The organism is Streptomyces sp. NPDC028331 (assembly GCF_055565775.1).
This window is the reverse complement of sequence record NZ_JBVHTR010000013.1, coordinates 114,867-132,751: the sequence shown is the minus strand read 5'-3', so window position 1 is coordinate 132,751 and position 17,885 is coordinate 114,867. Positions and strand designations below refer to the sequence as shown.

General features: G+C 71.9%; 12 protein-coding genes. 3 read left to right on the top strand and 9 right to left on the bottom strand.

The genetic code is table 11. The annotated features are described in order from the left end of the window. Positions 1–315: 315 nt before the first annotated feature. Positions 316–3,147, top strand: a complete 2,832-nt coding sequence (locus tag ACZ4SW_RS20645; protein WP_468245421.1) for a glycoside hydrolase family 3 C-terminal domain-containing protein — start codon at positions 316–318, stop codon at positions 3,145–3,147. Between the two features lie 76 nt (positions 3,148–3,223). Here the strand turns inward: ACZ4SW_RS20645 and ACZ4SW_RS20640 are convergent, their stop codons facing one another. From ACZ4SW_RS20640 to ACZ4SW_RS20630, 3 genes are all read right to left on the bottom strand, one after another. Next, positions 3,224–4,669 (bottom strand): aldehyde dehydrogenase family protein, encoded by a 1,446-nt coding sequence (locus tag ACZ4SW_RS20640; RefSeq protein WP_468245417.1) that lies wholly within the window; start codon positions 4,667–4,669, stop codon positions 3,224–3,226. Positions 4,670–4,847: 178 nt separating this feature from the next. Beyond that, positions 4,848–6,518, bottom strand: a complete 1,671-nt coding sequence (locus ACZ4SW_RS20635; protein WP_468245412.1) for a PucR family transcriptional regulator — start codon at positions 6,516–6,518, stop codon at positions 4,848–4,850. Between the two features lie 133 nt (positions 6,519–6,651). Continuing rightward, complete coding sequence (locus ACZ4SW_RS20630) at positions 6,652–9,084, bottom strand: ATP/GTP-binding protein (protein WP_468245408.1); 2,433 nt, start codon at positions 9,082–9,084, stop codon at positions 6,652–6,654. 324 nt (positions 9,085–9,408) lie between these two features. Between ACZ4SW_RS20630 and gabT the strand changes: the two genes are divergently transcribed. Continuing rightward, positions 9,409–10,743, top strand: coding sequence for a 4-aminobutyrate--2-oxoglutarate transaminase (gabT, locus tag ACZ4SW_RS20625; protein WP_468245401.1), 1,335 nt, complete (start codon positions 9,409–9,411; stop codon positions 10,741–10,743). A 325-nt stretch (positions 10,744–11,068) separates the two neighbouring features. On the opposite strand, the gene ACZ4SW_RS20620 is transcribed toward gabT, so the two are convergent. Beyond that, on the bottom strand, positions 11,069–11,497 hold the full coding sequence (locus ACZ4SW_RS20620; protein ID WP_468245396.1) for a DUF5959 family protein: 429 nt from the start codon (positions 11,495–11,497) through the stop codon (positions 11,069–11,071). A 105-nt stretch (positions 11,498–11,602) separates the two neighbouring features. On the opposite strand from ACZ4SW_RS20620, the gene ACZ4SW_RS20615 reads away from it, so the two are divergent. After that, positions 11,603–12,244, top strand: coding sequence for a phosphatase PAP2 family protein (locus ACZ4SW_RS20615; protein ID WP_468245391.1), 642 nt, complete (start codon positions 11,603–11,605; stop codon positions 12,242–12,244). A gap of 15 nt (positions 12,245–12,259) precedes the next feature. Here the strand turns inward: ACZ4SW_RS20615 and ACZ4SW_RS20610 are convergent, their stop codons facing one another. From ACZ4SW_RS20610 to ACZ4SW_RS20590, 5 genes are read right to left on the bottom strand one after another with little or no spacing between them, the layout of a single operon-like run. Further along, the gene (locus tag ACZ4SW_RS20610) at positions 12,260–13,678 is read right to left on the bottom strand and encodes an NAD(P)/FAD-dependent oxidoreductase (protein WP_468245387.1); all 1,419 of its coding nucleotides are present in this window, start codon (positions 13,676–13,678) and stop codon (positions 12,260–12,262) included. Between the two features lie 37 nt (positions 13,679–13,715). After that, the gene (locus ACZ4SW_RS20605; protein WP_468245381.1) at positions 13,716–14,516 is read right to left on the bottom strand and encodes an ABC transporter permease; all 801 of its coding nucleotides are present in this window, start codon (positions 14,514–14,516) and stop codon (positions 13,716–13,718) included. Further along, entirely contained in the window at positions 14,517–15,449 is a 933-nt protein-coding gene (locus ACZ4SW_RS20600) for an ABC transporter permease (RefSeq protein WP_468245376.1), read from the bottom strand. Then, positions 15,449–16,624 carry an ABC transporter ATP-binding protein gene (locus ACZ4SW_RS20595; protein ID WP_468245371.1) on the bottom strand — a complete coding sequence of 392 codons (1,176 nt, stop codon included), beginning with the start codon at positions 16,622–16,624 and terminating at the stop codon, positions 15,449–15,451. Before ACZ4SW_RS20595 ends, ACZ4SW_RS20600 begins: the two co-directional genes overlap by 1 nt. Then, positions 16,621–17,868: a polyamine ABC transporter substrate-binding protein gene (locus ACZ4SW_RS20590; protein ID WP_468245367.1), complete on the bottom strand. Its 1,248-nt coding sequence runs from the start codon at positions 17,866–17,868 to the stop codon at positions 16,621–16,623. The genes ACZ4SW_RS20595 and ACZ4SW_RS20590 overlap by 4 nt, the downstream gene beginning before the upstream one ends. Between the last annotated feature and the right edge of the window lie 17 nt (positions 17,869–17,885).

Sequence of the window (17,885 nt, the reverse complement as noted above, 5' to 3'; positions counted from 1 at the left end):
TGTCTCGAGTGGAACTTGGCTGAGCTGAAGCGGCGGTGACCTCGGAGGGAATGGTGAGCACGCTGAGCGGGCCCTCCGCCGTCGAAGCGCTTCGATGTTGCTGCGAGGTTAAGTGAACGCCTGGGGGTGCACAAGGGTCGCTTCCAAGATTCCTCCTAGGTGGCGGAGGCCTCGGCCGAAGGGGCCGGGAGGCTTGGAATCACGGTGAGGAAACGGAGTTGTTGCGCCTGGGTGTCTTGACACCCGACCGGAAGTCGAATCAGCATCGAAGCGCTTCGAAAGCGCCCCGCCGCTCGATCTCCGAAGGATCACCACGTGACCGCACAGACGCCGCCCGCGCCCCCTTTCCGTGATCCGCAGCTGCCGTTCGCGAAGCGCATCGACGACCTGGTCGCGCGGCTGACACTCGACGAGAAGATCGCGTTCCTGCACCAGTTCGTGCCCGCCGTCGAACGTCTTGGCATCGCCGCGTTCCGCACCGGCCAGGAGGCCCTGCACGGCGTGGCGTGGATGGGTCCGGCGACGGTGTTCCCGCAGGCGGTCGGGCTCGGCGCGACCTGGAACGACGCCCTGGTGCGCCGGATCGGCGAGGCCGTGTCCAAGGAGGTCCGAGCGATGCGCGCCCGCGACGAGCGCGTCGGCCTCAACGTCTGGTCGCCCACGGTCAACCTGCTGCGCCACCCCCTGTGGGGCCGCAACGAGGAGGGCTACTCGGAGGACCCCAGGCTGACCTCCGCGATCGCGACGGCGTACACGCGGGGACTGCGCGGCGACCATCCGACGTACTGGCGCACGGCCCCGGTCCTCAAGCACTGGCTCGCCCACAACAACGAGACCGACCGCGACACCACCTCCTCCTCGGTGCGTCCGCGCGTGCTGCACGAGTACGACCTGCGGGCGTTCCGCGAGGCGGTCGAGGCGGGCTCGGTGGCCGGGGTGATGCCCGCCTACAACCTGGTCAACGGCCGCCCCAACCACGTCTCGCCGTATCTGCGCGAGTACCTGCGCCGCTGGACGGACCAGGAGCTGATGGTCTGCTCGGACGCCAGCGCGCCCTCCAACCTGGTCGACTCCGAGCACTACTTCGACACCCATGAGGAGGCGACGGCCGCCGCGGTCCGGGCCGGCGTCGACAGCTTCACCGACCACGGAACGGACAGCTCCACGATCGTCGCGCGGATCAAGGGCGCGCTGGTGCGGGGGCTGCTGAGCGAGGAGGACGTGGACCAGGCGGTGCGCCGGCAGCTTTCGGTGCGGTTCCGGCTGGGCGAGTTCGACCCGCGTCTGGACCCGCATGCGGGAACCCGCGACTTCGACACCCCGGCCCACCGAGCGCTCGCCCGGGAGGCCGCGGAGCAGGCGGTCGTGCTGCTGAAGAACGACGGTCTGCTGCCCCTGGCCGACGACGTGCGCGTCGCGGCGGTCGGCCTGCTCGCCGACGAGTCCAAGCTCGACTGGTACAGCGGCACGCTGATCCACCGGTCCACACCTCTGGAGGGCCTGTACGAGCGCTTCGGCGCCGATCGCGTGGACTTCGCCGAGGGCGTGGACCGGGTACGCCTGAGGACCTCCACCGGGGCCTGTCTGCGGGTGCCCGAGGCCGACGCCGCCGACGAGGTGCGCGGCGCCGAGGGCGCCCTGGACCCGGCGCTGTTGCAGGGCCGCACGGATCTGCCGCCGCTCGCCGCCGACGCACAGGGCAGCGAGTTCGCGCTGATCGACTGGGGCGAGGGTCTGCTGACCTTCCGCGCCCCCGACGGGCGGTACCTCTCGGTCGCCGACGACGGCTACGTCCGCGCGTCCGCGGACCAGCCCGGCGGCTGGGTCGTCCAGGAGACGTTCCGCCTGGAACCCCATGGCAGCGGCCACCTCCTGAAGCACCTCGGGACGGGCGGGTATGTGTCGGTCGCCGCCGACGGCGTGAAGGTTGCCGAGGAGGATCCCGAGGTCTTCGAACTGGAGGTCACCGAACGCGGCGAGGACGCGGTGGCCCGGGCGGCGGCCGGGGCGGACGTGGTGCTCGTCTTCGCGGGCAACGACCCGCACCTGAACGGCCGCGAGACCGAGGACCGTACGACACTGCGCCTGCCGGATCATCAGGAGCGCCTGCTGCGCGCGGCCCGCACCGCGAACCCGCGCACGGCGCTGGTGCTGGTCTCCGCCTACCCGTACGCCATCGACCCCGCGGACCTGCCGGCGGTGCTGTGGACCGCGCACGGCGGCCAGGCCGCGGGCACCGCGCTGGCCCGGGTGCTGTCCGGCGACGTCTCCCCGGCCGGCCGTCTGCCGCAGACCTGGTACGCCGACGACGCGGACCTGCCCGACCTGCTCGACTACGACGTGATCGGCAGCCGTCAGACGTATCTGTACTTCGAGGGCACGCCGCTGTTCCCGTTCGGGCACGGGCTGTCGTACGCCTCCTTCGCGTACGGCGATCTCGCCGCCCGGGTGGAGGACGGGCGGGTGGCGGTCTCCTTCACGGTGACCAACACCGGCGCGCGGGCCGCCGACGAGGTCGCCCAGGTGTACGCCCGGGCCGTCGATCCGTCGGTCCCGCGGCCACGCCGGGAGCTGGTCGCCCACCGGCGCGTGCACCTGGCGCCCGGTGCCTCGGCGGAGCTGGCCTTCGAGGTGCCGCTCAGCGCCTTGGAGTTCTGGGACGTGGCGCACGGACGGTGGCGGATCGAGCCGGGCCCGCACGAGATCCTGGTGGGCGCGTCGAGCGAGGACATCCGGCTGCGGACGACGATCGAGCCGCCCGGTGAGCCGGCCGGACCGCGCCCGGTGCGCGAACGGGGCCTGGAGGCCGCGGACTTCGACGAGCAGCGGGGCACCGCGCTCGTGGACCGCACGAAGGTGTCCGGGGACGCCGTGACGCCCGTGGACGGCGGGACGGGTGAACTGCTCTTCCGCCGTTGCGACTTCGCGGACGGCGTGACGGGGGTGGCGGTGCGGGTCGCGGGCGAGGGCACCGTCGAGGTGTCCCTGGACGGGGGCGGTCCGACGGCCGTGCTGAGCCTCGACAGGCCCACCGGCCCCTACGACTACACCAGCGTGGACGCCGCGTTCACCGCCTCCGGTGTGCACGACGTCCGCATCGAACTGCGCGGCCCGCTGCGGCTCGCGCACGTCGGCTTCTCCGGTTGAGGGTCCGGACCAGGCCGACGCACCGACGGCCGGAGCCCCCGCACGGCGGGCTCCGGCCGTCGGCCTGTCGGTGGGGTCAGAGGGCGAGACCCGTCAGGACCAGCACCCGCTCGTAGGTGTAGTCCTCCATCGCGAACTTCACGCCCTCGCGCCCGACACCGGAGAGCTTGGCACCGCCGTACGGCATCTGGTCGGCGCGGTAGGACGGCACGTCGCCGACGACCACGCCGCCGACCTCGAGGGCGCGGTGGGCGCGGAAGGCGACCTGGAGGTCGTGGGTGAACACGCCCGCCTGCAGGCCGTACTTGGAGTCGTTGACGGCGGCGAACGCCTCCGCCTCGCCGTCCACCTTCTGCACCGTGAGGACGGGCCCGAAGACCTCCTCGCAGGAGATGGTCACATCGGCGGGGACGTCGGTGAGGACGGTGGGCGCGTAGGAGGCGCCGTCCCGCTTGCCGCCGGTGAGCAGCGTGGCGCCCGCGTTCACCGCCTCGTCGACCCAGGACTCCACGCGCTTCGCGGCGTCCTCGCTGATCAGCGGGCCGACGTCGGTCGTGCCGTCGGAGGGGTCACCGGTGACCTGGGCCTCGACGGCGGCGACGATGCGCGGCAGCAGCCGGTCGTACACCGAGGCGTCGGCGATCACGCGCTGCACGGAGATGCAGGACTGGCCGCCCTGGTAGTTGGAGAAGGTGGCGATGCGGTTCGCGGCCCAGTCCAGGTCCTCGTCGCTCGCGTAGTCGGCGAGCACGACGGCCGCGCCGTTGCCGCCCAGCTCCAGGGTGCAGTGCTTGCGCGGCACCGAGTCCATGATCGCGTAGCCGACCTTCTCGGAGCCGGTGAAGGAGATGACCGGCAGCCGCTCGTCCTGGACGAGGGCGGGCATGCGGTCGTTGGGGACCGGCAGGATCGACCAGGAACCGGCGGGCAGCTCGGTCTCGGCGAGCAGCTCGCCGATGACCAGGCCGGACAGCGGGGTGGCCGGGGCGGGCTTGAGGATGATCGGGGCGCCGGCGGCGATGGCCGGGGCGACCTTGTGGGCGCACAGGTTCAGCGGGAAGTTGAACGGCGCGATGCCGAGGACGACGCCCTTGGGGAAGCGGCGGGTCAGCGCCAGGCGGCCCTGGCCGCCGGCGTCGGTGTCGAGGCGCTGGGCCTCGCCGCCGTTGAAGCGGCGGGCCTCCTCGGCGGCGAACCGGAACACGGAGACGGCACGGCCGACCTCGCCGCGGGCCCACTTGATGGGCTTGCCGTTCTCCGCCGAGATCAGCTCCGCGATCTCCTCGCTGCGCTCCGCGAGCCGCTTCGAGACGTGGTCGAGGGCGGCGGCGCGGACATGGGCGGGGGTGGCGGCGAACTCGTCGCGCACGGCGTACGCGGCGGCCACGGCCTCCTCGACCTGTGCCTCGGTCGGGACGCTGACCTGGCCGACGAGCCTGCCGTCCCACGGGGAGGTGACGTCGAAGGTGGTCTCGCCGGTGGCCTGGCGGCCGGCGAGCCAGAAGGCGTGGGTGGAAGTCATAGCGTTCAGTCCCGGCCCTTCCGAGGTTGGCTGGTGCTTGGGGTTGCGTGGTCCACGGTAGGGCCGGCACGCCCGGGGGTCGTTTGTCCGGGGAGTAGCACTGCCCGGGCAGGCTTCTACTGGATGTACAGCGGGGCGACGGGGGGACGTACGGCGGTGGTGCCGTCCGGCGACGGGGTCACTCGCCCGCCGGTGCCGTGGCCTTGAGCGCGAGCCAGAGTTCCATCCGGACGTCCGGGTCGTCCAGGGAGCGGCCGAGGATCTCCTCGACCCGGCGCATCCGGTAGCGCAGGGTGTGGCGGTGGACGCCGAGGTCGGCCGCCGCCGCGTCCCACTGGCCGTGGCGGGACAGCCAGGCCCGCAGTGAGGCCACCAGGTCTCCGCGGCCGGTCGCGTCGTGCTCGCGCAGGGCGCGCAGCAGTCCGTCCGCGAAGGCGCGTACGGCGTCGTCCTGGAGCAGCGGGAGCACCGATCCGGTGGCCAGTTCGTCGTGCTCCACCAGCGCCCGGCCGCGCCGCCGGGCCACCGAGAGCGCCTGTTCGGCCTGTTTGTAGGCGGCCGCGGCGGCGATCGGCCCGGCGGGCGCCGACATTCCGACCACCAGTTCGTCCTCCTCGGCGGACGACTGCTCGCGGGCGGCGGCCCGGGCCGCCTGGACCGCCGGCGCGTACTCCCGGCAGGCGGCGACGGCCGCGCCCCCGTCGACGGCGAGGATCACGAGCCGCGCCTCCCCCTCGGGCACGACGAGCACCGCCTCGCCGGAGCGGGCGGCGGCGGACTCCACGGTCTCCGCGAGCCCCTCCAGGGGGTCGCCGTCCGTGTCGGCCGCCGCGAGCGCGGCGGCGGTCGGCGGCGCGCTCACCACGCGCGCGTGTCCGTCGGCGTGCGCCCGGGCGGCCGACGCGGACGCCGACTCGGCGACGATCAGGCGGAACGGCGCGTCCAGCAGGTCGCCGTACAGGTCCCCGGCCACGGCGCGGGCGTGGTCCGGCTGCCCGGCGAGCAGCATGCGCAGCACGGCCCCGCCGATGCGCTGCTCGGCGGCCTGCAGGGACCGGGAGCGTTCGGTGGTGAGGGTGAGCAGCGCGATGGCGGAGTGCACGGCGTACCGCTCGGCGGTGCCGGGCGGGGCGGCCGTGCCCACGGCGAGCGCGGCGCGCGGGCGGCGCCCGGTGCCGAGGGAGTGCAGTTCGATGCGGTCCTCGCCGTTGGGCCCGCCGACCACGGAGCTGGCCGGTGCGGGCCGCTCCCGCAGCCGTTCCACGTCGGCGGTGAGGCGTGCGGCGCGGCGCCCCGCCCACTCAGGTGCGGCGGCGACGACGGCGCCGGACGCGTCGTACAGCGCGGCCCAGCCGTCGACCTGGGCGGCGAGCGCGGCGAGCAGCCCCTCCGGGCCGTCGCTGAGGGCCTGCCGGGTGAGCTCGCGCTGTGCGGCGAACCCTGCGGTCACGGCCCGGTACTGGTCGGCGGCGATCGCGGCGGAGACGGCCTTGCTGATGGCGAGGAAGGGGGTGCGGCGCGGCACCTCGAGCAGCGGGAGCCCCTCTTCGCGGGCCGCGTCCACGAGTGCCCGGGGGACCTCGTCGTAGTTGACGCCGACGGCGAAGCCCAGGCCGACCACGCCCGCGCCCACCAGCCGCTTCACATAGCGGCGCATGGCTTCGGGGTCCTCCGCGTCCAGCTTCAGCGCGGTGATCAGCAGCAGTTCGCCGCCCTCCATGTAGGGCACGGGATCGGCGAGTTCGCTGACGTGCGCCCAGCGGACGGGGACGTCCAGGCGGTCCTCGCCCGCCCGCACGGTCAGCTTGAGCGCGGAGTGGTGGACGAGCGAGGCGAGGGTGAGGGGCATGGGGCCTTCGGGTCGTGAGTGATCTCGGTGATCTGTGCGATCTGTGCGATCTTCGTGATCCTTTGGCCGCCGCGTATGAACGACCTATGCCGATTCTGCCTCACCGTATGGTCGGCGCGTGCCCTGATCCCCCTCAGTTCCGCAGATCCACCAGCAGCGGCGGTGCGTGCTCGCCGTTCACATCGGTCAGGGAGAGCACCGCGTGCCCCGGCGGCACCGCGTGCGCCAGCTCGGACGCGGACCACCGCTCGCGCTCGACCTGGCGGACGGTGACGGCCTCGGTGGTCACGGCCTTCCCGGTCACCAGCTTGCGCAGCGCGTGGATGGCCCGGGTCATCGGCTGGTCCGCGAAGACCGTGTGCTTGGCCACGTCGCGTGTCTCCACCCACTCCGTGCCCCACGCCTGGGCGAACCGGCTGCCGTCCCACGTCGTGACCCCGGAGAACGCCATGCGGCAGCCGACCGCCCCGTACAGCGGCCCGTGCAGGGCCTCGGGGACGTCGCCCGTCGTCCGCAGTGCGAGCACCACCCCCGCGTTCTGGGAGCGCATGCGCTGGATCCGGCTCACCGACTCGGCGGTGATCACCCCTGTGGCGTCGTCGAGGACGAGGCACGCGAAGTGGGAGCGCGCTCCGCCGCGCACGACCGCGCCGAACTGGGCCAGGACGAGCCGTGCGATCAGCCGCGACGCCTCCTCGTGACCGTGCTCCGGGAGGTCGATGCGGACCCGGATGGGGTGGTCGGCCACCGCGCGCAGCGAGAACGGCCGTACGGCGCCGCCGCCCGAGCCGAAGAACTCGGCGAAGGCCGGGCGGTCCAGCAGGGCGAGCCGGTCGGCGATCGCCGGACCCACGTCGGCCGCGCTGCCGATCTGCCTCAGGCGGGCGTCGAGGTCGCGGCGCATCGTGGCGTGCTCCTGTCCCGACAGGGCCTCGCGCAGGGCGGACACCGCCGACGGCTCGCCCTCCAGCAGTTCCCGCAGGACGGGCAGGCGGGGGAACACCCCGTGCACCGCCCGGTAGGGGCCGAGGAGCTGCGCGAGGGCGGTCGCGGCTCGCCGGCTGCCGACGGTGTCGAGATCACCCGTCAGGGCCTCGGCGAGGAAGGCGGCCGCCTCCTCCGGGTCGTCGCAGTCCGCGTAGGGGTCCAGATCGTGCTCGGACGCGGGGTCCCCGATCCGCACGACGACGTCGAAGGCCGCGTCCGGGGCGAGCCGCGTCCCGGTGGCGCAGACCGCGACGAGGGCGCACCGTCCGGCCAGGGCCTGGAGGGCGAGCGACTCGACCACGGGCGCGATCAGGTGGCGCGTCTTGCCCGAACCCGACGGCCCCACCGCCAGGAGCGAGGTGCCGAGCGTGTCCAGGCCGAGGGCCGCGCCCGCGCCGCCGTACGCGGGGGGCGTGCGGTCCCTGGCCACCCACCGTCCGATGCGCACCTGTCCTGCCAGCAGGTCGTGCTGTGCGCCGCGGCCCGGGAGGTCCCTGGACCCGGACGGGTGGGTCCAGGCCGCGGCGCCGCTGCGCAGCACGGTGTCGGTGAAGGAGGCGAGCCGCGCCTCGGCCCTGGCCCTGGCCCATGCGTGCTCGACCCGGGCGCAGTCGACGTCGTTCATGCGCTCGGCCGCCACCTCGGCGGTGAGCACGTCCGCCGCCTCGTGCTGTCCTGCCTCCCGCAGTTCGGGCCACTGCGCACGCGGCCGGAGGAGGTCCGGCTGCGCGGTCGAGCCGTCCTGGGTCCTGCCGCGAGCGGCACGTGTCCGCTGGACGAGGGCCCACCAACCGCCGAGCCTCGCGAACGGCCACAGGACCAGCAGCGTGATGACGGTGTAGAGCCCGTCGGTGAACACCTGCGAGCGGAAGAGGTCGTATCCCCCGGACAGCAGGGCGATGAGCGAGAACAGCGGGTCGACGACCGGCAGGGCGCTCCAGCCGATGCCGGGGAAGACCGCCGGGAGCACGACCAGAGCGAGGGCGGCGAGGCCGCCGACGGCGGCGAGGAGGGCGCGCGCGGGCTGCTCGCGGCGGCCGACGACGTGCCGGACGACATCGGCCCAGCTTCCGAGCCGGGCCATGACGTAGACGAGGACGCCGAAGAAGACGCCGTCGTACACCTCGATGGCCTCTTGGCCCTGCATCCCCTTGGGGGCGGTGGTGCCTCCCCACCACCAGTCCTGCGGGGTGAACAGCTTGAGGACGGCCCACTGGTACGGGACGCTGCCATGGCGCCACAAGGACCAGACGAGCAGCCCCACCACCAGGGGGACCGTCAGTCCGACGACGGTGACGGGCGCGAGCCGCTCGCGCGTCTGCGCGGACTTGGGCAGGCGGTACCCGAATCGCCAGATCCCGGGGCCGGCGGCCGGGCGGGGCTCGTTGAGCCAGTCGGCGACGGTCGGCCGGGGCGGCGGGGCCGGTGCGGGCACGTCGGCCTTGCCGGGGGACCACGCCGGGCGCGGCGGCGGCCCGGGCGCGTGGGCCGGGCGGGGTGGCGCCGGGGGCGGCCCCGCCGGACGCGGCACGGGATCGGCCCGTGTGCTCCGTGCGTCCTGCGTTCCGTCGCTGTCCATCGCCGTTGCCCCCTGACCAGCCGCTCCGTCCACCGTCCGCGAGTCAATCTAACGTCCCGGCAAGGGGAGTTCACCGCATACGCGACCGGGCGTCGGCGGACGCGTCCCCTCCGCCCCGGCCGCCGCTATGTCCACCGCGGACAAGCCGGGGCCTCCAAGGCGCCCACATGGAGCATGCCCACCCTGCACCGCCCGCCTTAGCCTGCGAGAAAAGAAGGCAAGCGTCCGAAAAGCACCCCCGCCCGGATCCCCGGTCCGCCGTCCGCCACAGCGCCGGTGCGCCGGAAGCCCCGGTTCGGTTCGCACGATCATCAGGGAGCCCCCATGACCGCACTTCCGCAGGAGCGCCGCGTCGTCACCGCCATCCCCGGCCCGAAGTCGCTCGAGCTGCAGGCCCGTCGCACCGCCGCGGTCGCGCAGGGCGTGGGTTCGGTGCTGCCGGTGTTCACCACGCGTGCGGGCGGCGGGATCATCGAGGACGTCGACGGCAACCGGCTGATCGACTTCGGTTCCGGTATCGCCGTGACGTCCGTGGGCGCCTCCGCCGAGGCCGTCGTACGCCGGGCGTCGGCGCAGCTCCAGGACTTCACGCACACCTGTTTCATGGTCACGCCGTACGAGGGCTATGTGGCCGTCGCCGAGGCCCTGGCCGAGCTCACGCCGGGTGACCACGCCAAGAAGTCGGCGCTGTTCAACTCGGGCGCCGAAGCCGTCGAGAACGCGGTCAAGATCGCCCGCGCGTACACCAAGCGCCAGGCGGTCGTCGTCTTCGACCACGGCTACCACGGCCGCACGAACCTCACGATGGCGCTGACGGCGAAGAACATGCCGTACAAGCACGGCTTCGGCCCGTTCGCGCCCGAGGTCTACCGCATGCCGATGGCGTACGCCTACCGCTGGCCGACCGGTCCGGACAACTGCGGCCCCGAGGCCGCCGCGCAGGCCGTCGACCAGATCACCAAGCAGGTCGGCGCGGACAACGTGGCCGCGATCATCATCGAGCCGGTGCTCGGCGAGGGCGGCTTCATCGAGCCGGCGAAGGGCTTCCTGCCCGCGCTGCGGAAGTTCGCCACGGACAACGGCATCGTCTTCGTCGCCGACGAGATCCAGTCCGGCTTCTGCCGCACCGGCCAGTGGTTCGCGTGCGAGGACGAGGGCATCGTCCCCGACCTGATCACCACCGCCAAGGGCATCGCGGGCGGCCTCCCGCTCGCCGCGGTCACCGGCCGCGCCGAGATCATGGACGCCGCGCACGCGGGCGGCCTGGGCGGCACCTACGGCGGCAACCCGGTCGCCTGCGCGGGCGCGCTCGGCGCGATCGAGACGATGAAGGAGCTCGACCTCAACGCCCGGGCGAAGGAGATCGAGGAGACCATGAAGGCCCGCCTGACGGCGATGGCCGAGAAGTTCGACGTGATCGGCGACGTCCGCGGCCGTGGCGCGATGATCGCGATCGAGCTGGTGAAGGACCGTACGACGAAGGAGCCGAACCCGGAGGCGACCTCGGCGCTCGCCAAGGCCTGCCACCAGGAGGGCCTGCTGGTCCTGACCTGTGGCACCTACGGCAACGTGCTGCGCTTCCTGCCGCCGCTGGTGATCGGCCAGGACCTGCTGAACGAGGGTCTGGACATCATCGAGCAGGCGTTCGCCCGGATCTGACCACCTACGTCAGAGCGTGTGAAGAAGGTGTGCGAGGTGGATGGCGGGACGCGTTTCCGGCTGTCGGAGCGGTTTTTCCTGCCGTAGGTTCTACGCAGATGAGAGATACACCCGCCCGCAGGGGACTGCGGGCGGCACTGGGCCGGGGCCTCCCCAGCTTCGACCTGGTCGTGCCCTCGCGCACACAAAGGAGCCTTCGGCTCCGGATCTCCTCATGATCGGACGGCCGCACGCCCCAAACCCCCCGGGGCGGGCGGCACCCCGATCACCACGGCCGCCTCGGAACCACCCCCCCTGTTCCGGGGCGGCCGTCCCGCGTCCCGCCTCACCCGTTCAGGGGCCAGGTCTCCCAGATCAGGTCCAGGCGGTGGTACGCGTCGTCGAACCACTCGTCCTTCAAGGGAACCGTCACGGTCACCGTGGTCCGGGACGTCGAGTCGTCCTCGACGGTGACGCGGCACCGTTCGCCGTCCTCGTCGCGTTCGACGAACAGCCGGGGGCCCCGTGCGCCCTCACGCCAGGCGATGTCCCCACCGGCGTCCAGGGCGTCCAGGGCCTGCTGCCACCGCCGCAGGTCCTCCGGCAGGAGCCGGGCCGCGACACCGCCCCGCACGAACGGCGTCTCCACCAGGAACTCCCCGGCCAGTACAGGGGTGGCGTCCGCATCCTTCCGCGGCTCCATCCCCGTGATCCGGAGCACGACGCTGTTGCCCTCGCCTTCCAGGCGCATCAGGTCGATCGGCGCATCGGCCATTCCAGCCCTCCCCCATTCAAATGCTGCCCCACACTAACCGCCGCCACCGACAGCGGGCGGCACCCGACCACGGCGGCCCGGCCGGCCGGTGCGAAGCTGTCCGGCGTGTCGTCGTCCCGAGAACCCGTCCCTCGGCGGAGGTGGCCTGCCTGTGTCCTGGTCACCGCCGTCCTGCTCTTCCTCCTGCTCACCTGGCAGGTCCTCGCCCGTGGTCCGCTCACGCGGGCGGACCGGCGGCTGAGCGGGGACCTGGTCCGTCCCGACCGGCTCTCCGGGATCCTCGCCGACCTGGGGAACATCTCCGTCGCCGTCCCCGTCCTCACCGTCGTCCTCGTGTACGTCGCCTGGCGTGCCCGGCGCGCCGGTGCGCGGCGGTGGTGGCTGCCGTCCCTCGCCGCCGCCCTCCCGATGGCCGTCGTCCCGGTGTTCGTCGTCCCGCTCAAGGACCTCGTCGCCCGGCCGGGCCCACCCGTGATGGGCCCGGCCACCGGCTTCTTCCCCTCCGGCCACACGGCCACCGCCGCCGTCGCCTACGGTTCGGCGGCCCTCGTCCTGTGGCCGTGGCTGCGCACGGCGTACGCCCGCCGCGGAGTGGTCCTCGCCTGCCTCGCCCTCAACCTCGGCGTGGCCTTCGGTCTGGTCCGCCACGGCTACCACTGGCCCCTGGACGTCGTGGCCAGTTGGTGTCTGTGCACCGTGCCGCTGACCGGGCTCGCGGTGTTCCTCGGACGGTACGAGAGGTTGTAGTGGCCGGGCAGGCCGTCAGCTGTCGAAGCCCAGGCCCAGTCGGTCCATGGTCCGCAACCACAGATTGCGCCGCCCCGCGTGAGCGTCCGCCCGCGCCAGCGACCACTTCGTCAGGGCGATGCCCGTCCAGGCGAACGGCTCCGGCGGGAACGGCAGCGGCTTCCTGCGGACCATCTCCAGCTCCGTCCGCTCCGTGCGCTCCCCCGCCAGCAGGTCGAGCATGACCTCCGCGCCGAAGCGGGTCGCGCCGACGCCGAGGCCCGTGTACCCGGCCGCGTACGCCACCCTGCCCTGGTGGGCCGTGCCGAAGAACGCCGAGAAACGCGAGCAGGTGTCGATCGCACCGCCCCACGCGTGGGTGAAGCGCACGCCCTCCAACTGCGGGAAGCAGGTGAAGAAGTGCCCGGCGAGCTTGGCGTACGTCTCCGGGCGGTCGTCGTACTCGGCGCGCACCCGGCCGCCGTACGGGTAGATCGCGTCGTAGCCGCCCCACAGGACGCGGTTGTCGGCCGAGAGCCGGAAGTAGTGGAACCGGTTCGCCGAGTCCCCGAGGCCCTGGCGGTTCTTCCAGCGGACGGAGGCGAGCTGCTCGGCGGTGAGCGGCTCGGTCATCAGCGCGTAGTCGTAGACCGGGACGGTGTACGAGCGGACGCGCCGCACCAGGTTCGGGAAGACGTTCGTGCCGAGTGCCACGCGCCGCGCGCGCACCTCGCCGTACGGCGTGCGGACGGCCATGCCGGCGCCGTACGGCTTCAGGGTGAGGGCGGGCGTGTGCTCGTGGATGCGCACCCCGAGGCGCAGGCAGGCGCGTTTGAGGCCCCAGGCGAGCTTCGCCGGATGGACCATGGCCACGCCCCGGCGGTCGTACAGACCCGCGAGGAAGGTCGGCGAGTCGACCTGTTCCCGTACCGCGTCCGCGTCCAGGTACTCGACGCCGTCGGCGAGGCCCCGGCGTTCCATCTCCTCGTACCAGTCCTTCAGTTCCCACGCCTGGTACGTCTCGGTCGCGACGTCGATTTCGCCGGTGCGTTCGAAGTCGCAGTCCAGCGAGTGGCGGGCGACCGCCTTCTCGATCTCGTCGAGGTTGCGGGCGCCGAGCTCCTGCAGCTTGTGGATCTCGCCCGGCCAGCGGGCGAGGCCGTTGGCCAGGCCGTGGGTGAGGGAGGCGGCGCAGAAGCCGCCGTTGCGGCCGGAGGCGGCCCAGCCCACCTCACGGCCCTCCAGCAGCACCACGTCCCGCCCGGGGTCGCGCTCCTTGGCGATCAGCGCGGTCCACAGTCCGCTGTAGCCGCCGCCCACGACCAGCAGGTCGCAGGTCTCGGCGCCGGTGAGCGCGGGCTCGGGGCGGGGCCTTGCGGGGTCGTCCAGCCAGTACGGGACCGGCCGGGCTTCGGAGAGAGAACTGGTCCAACGGGTCATGGCGCTCGGGGCCATGATGTCAACTCCCTACGGAATTCTGCGGAGTGGTGATTTACGCCTTCTGGCGCCTTCTGCGGTTGCCGACGGCCATGGCCGCCAGCACGAAGAGGACGGCGACGATGAACATCGTCGTGCCGATGACATTGATCTGGACGGGCGTTCCGCGCTGCGCCGAGCCCCACACGAACATGGGGAAGGTGACGGTCGAGCCCGCGTTGAAATTGGTGATGATGAAATCGTCGAAGGACAGCGCGAAGGCGAGCAGCGCGCCCGCCGCGATGCCCGGTGCGGCGATGGGGAGCGTGACCCGCAGGAACGTCTGGACCGGGCCCGCGTACAGGTCCTGCGCCGCCTGTTCCAGCCGCGGGTCCATCGACATCACGCGCGCCTTGACCGCGGTGACGACGAAGCTCAGGCAGAACATGACGTGCGCGATCAGGATGGTCCAGAAGCCGAGCTGGGCGCCCATGTTGAGGAACAGGGTGAGCAGCGAGGCCGCCATGACGACCTCGGGCATCGCCATCGGCAGGAAGATCAGCGAGTTCACGGCTCCGCGCGCGCGGAAGCGGTAGCGGACCAGCGCGAAGGCGATCATCGTGCCGAGGATCGTGGCGCCGAGCGTCGCCCACACGGCGATCTGGAGGCTGACCGCCAGCGAGCCGCACATTCCGGCCACGCCGCACGGGTCCTTCCAGGCGTCCGCGGAGAACTGCTGCCACTCGTAATTGAAGCGGCCCGTCGGCTTGTTGAAGGAGAACACCGTGACGACGACGTTCGGCAGCAGGAGATAGGCGAGCGTCAGCAGTCCGGCGATGACGACGAGATGGCGCTTGAGCCAGTTGACGACGGTCATTTAAACCAGATCCTCCGTGCCGGACCTGCGGATGTAGACCGTGACCATGATGAGGATCGCGGCCATCAGGATGAACGAGAGGGCCGCGGCCTTCGGGTAGTCGAGGACGGTGAGGAACTGCGTCTGGATGACGTTGCCGATCATGCGGGTGTCGGTGGAGCCGAGCAGGTCCGCGTTGACGTAGTCGCCGGCCGCCGGGATGAAGGTCAGCAGGGTGCCGGAGACCACGCCCGGCATCGACAGCGGGAAGGTGACCTTCCGGAAGGTGGTGAAGGGCTTCGCGTACAGGTCGCCCGCCGCCTCGTGCAGGCGCGGGTCGATGCGCTCCAGCGAGGTGTACAGCGGCAGGATCATGAACGGCAGGAAGTTGTACGTCAGTCCGCACACCACCGCGAGCGGGGTGGCGAGCACGCGGTCGCCGGAGGTCCAGCCGAGCCAGTTGGTGACGTCCAGGACGTGCAGGCTGTTGAGGGCGCCGACGACCGGGCCGCCGTCCGCGAGGATCGTCTTCCAGGCGAGCGTTCGGATCAGGAAGCTGGTGAAGAACGGCGCGATCACCAGGATCATGATCAGGTTCCGCCAGCGGCCCGCGCGGAAGGCGATGAGGTACGCCAGCGGGTAACCGAGGAGCAGGCACAGCAGCGTCGCGGCGGCCGCGTAGAGGACCGACCGTACGAACTGCGGCCAGTAGGCGGACAGTGCGTCCCAGTAGGTGGCGAAGTGCCAGGTGACCTTGTAGCCCTGTTCCAGGGAGCCGGTCTGCACGGATGTGGACGCCTGGTAGATCATCGGCAGCGCGAAGAAGACCAGCAGCCACAGGATGCCCGGCAGCAGCAGCCAGTACGGCGTGAGGCGGCCCCGTCTGCGCGGGGGCTTCTGCTTCTGGGGAGCGGTCGGCGCGAGGGGCGGGGGCGCCTCGGTGACGGCGGCCATCAGGCGGCCACCTCCTCTTCCGGCTCCACGGTCTCGACGCCGGCGTCGATGTCCTGAGCCGCGTCGAGGCCGAAGGTGTGGGCCGGGTTCCAGTGCAGGACGACCTCCGCGCCGGGTACGAGACGGGGGTCGCGGTCGATGTTCTGGGCGTAGACCGCGAACTCGGGGCAGACCGGGCTGTCGACGACGTACTGGGTGGAGACGCCGATGAAACTCGCGTCGGCGATCCTGCCGGTGATGCGGTTGCGGCCCTCGGGGACCTCGCCCGCGTCGTCGGCGTGGGTCAGTGAGATCTTCTCCGGGCGGACGCCGACGAGCACCTTCCCGCCGTTTCCCGTGGGCGCGGAACAGCGCGCCTCGGGGAGGGTGAGCCTGCCGCCGCCCGCCTTCAGAACGATCTCCCCGCCGTTCTTGGCGTCGACCTCGGCCACGATCAGGTTGGAGGTGCCGAGGAAGTTGGCGACGAATGTCGTCCGCGGGTTCTCGTACAGGTCGGTGGGCGAGCCGAGTTGCTCGACCCGGCCCGCGTTCATCACGGCGACCGTGTCGGCCATCGTCATGGCCTCCTCCTGGTCGTGCGTGACGTGGATGAAGGTGATGCCGACCTCGGTCTGGATCCGCTTGAGCTCCAGTTGCATCTGGCGGCGCAGCTTGAGGTCGAGGGCGCCGAGCGGCTCGTCCAGCAGGAGCACCTTGGGGTGGTTGATCAGCGCGCGGGCCACGGCGACGCGCTGTTGCTGCCCGCCGGAGAGCTGGTGCGGCTTCTTGCGCGCCTGCTCGCCGAGCTGCACCAGGTCGAGCATGTCCTCGACCTGCTTCTTCACCGACTTGATGCCGCGCCGGCGCAGGCCGAAGGCGACGTTCTCGAAGATGTCCAGGTGCGGGAAGAGGGCGTAGGACTGGAAGACCGTGTTCACCGGGCGCTTGTACGGCGGCAGGTGCGTGACGTCCTCGTCGCCGAGGCGGACGGTGCCGCTCGTGGGTTCCTCCAGGCCGGCGATCATGCGCAGGGTGGTGGTCTTGCCGCAGCCGGAGGCGCCGAGCAGGGCGAAGAAGGACCCCTGGGGCACGGTCAGGTCGAGCGGGTGTACGGCGGTGAAGGCGCCGTAGGTCTTGCTGATGCCCGCGAGGCGGACGTCGCCGCCGGTGTCTGTCGTGGTGGTCATCGTCGTCACGCCCCTGTGAGCTTCGCGAACTTCTCTTCGTAGGCCGTCTCTTCCTTCTGCGTCAGCGAGCGGAAGGCGTGGGACTTGGCGGCCATGGCCTTGTCGGGAATGATCAGCGGGTTGTTCGCCGCCGACTTGTCGAGCTTCGCGAGGTGGTCCTTCACGCCGTCGACGGGAGACACGTAGTTGATGTAGGCGGCCAGTGCGGCGGCCTGTTCGGGCTCGTAGTAGAAGTCGATGAGCCGTTCGGCGTTCGTCTTGTGGCGCGCCTTGTTGGGGATCAGCAGGTTGTCGGTCGACGTCATGTAGCCGCTGTCCGGGATGACGTAGTCGACGTCCGGGCTGTCCGCCTTGAGCTGGACGACGTCGCCGCCCCAGGCGACGCAGGCGGCCAGGTCGCCCTTGGTGAGGTCGGACGTGTAGTCGTTGCCGGTGAAGCGGCGGATCTGGCCCTTGTCGACGGCCTTCTGCAGGCGGGCCAGCACCGCGTCGAAGTCGTCGTCGGTGAACTTCGCGGGGTCCTTGCCCATGTCGAGCATCGTCATGCCGACGCTGTCGCGCATCTCCGACAGGAAGCCGACTCGGCCCTTGAGCTTGGGGTTGTCGAGCAGGTCGGACACCGACCTGACCTCGATGCCGTCGAGGGCCTTCTTGTTGAAGGCGATGACCGTGTCGATGCCCTGCCAGGGGTAGGAGTAGGCGCGGCCGGGGTCCCAGTCGGGGCTGCGGAACTGGGCCGACAGGTTGGCGAAGGCGTGCGGCAGGTTGGACGGGTCCAGCTTCTGCACCCAGCCCAGGCGGATCAGCCGGGCGGCCAGCCAGTCGGTGAGGACGATCAGGTCGCGGCCGGTGTCCTGGCCCGCGGCGAGCTGCGGCTTGATCTTGCCGAAGAACTCGTTGTTGTCGTTGATGTCCTCGGTGTACTTGACCTTGATCCCGGTCCGCCGGGCGAACGTGTCGAGCGTCGGGTGGTGCTTGCCGCTGTCGTCCACGTCGATGTACTCGGGCCAGTTGGAGAAGTTGACGACCTTCTCCTTCGCCGAGAAGTCCTGCGTGGACGTGCCGCCCTGTGTCTTGCCGGCCGGTGGGATGCCGCAGGCGCTCAGCGCCCCGAGGCCGCCCACGGCGAGCACACCGCCCGCGGAGGCGCGCAGCAGCGAACGGCGGGTCAGGGCGGCCCTGCCGCTGCGGAAACTGCGCCGCATGGCGGCCACTTGGGCCGGGGTCAGGCGGTCGGGCTCGTACTGCTCCATGCGCGTGGTGCCCTTTC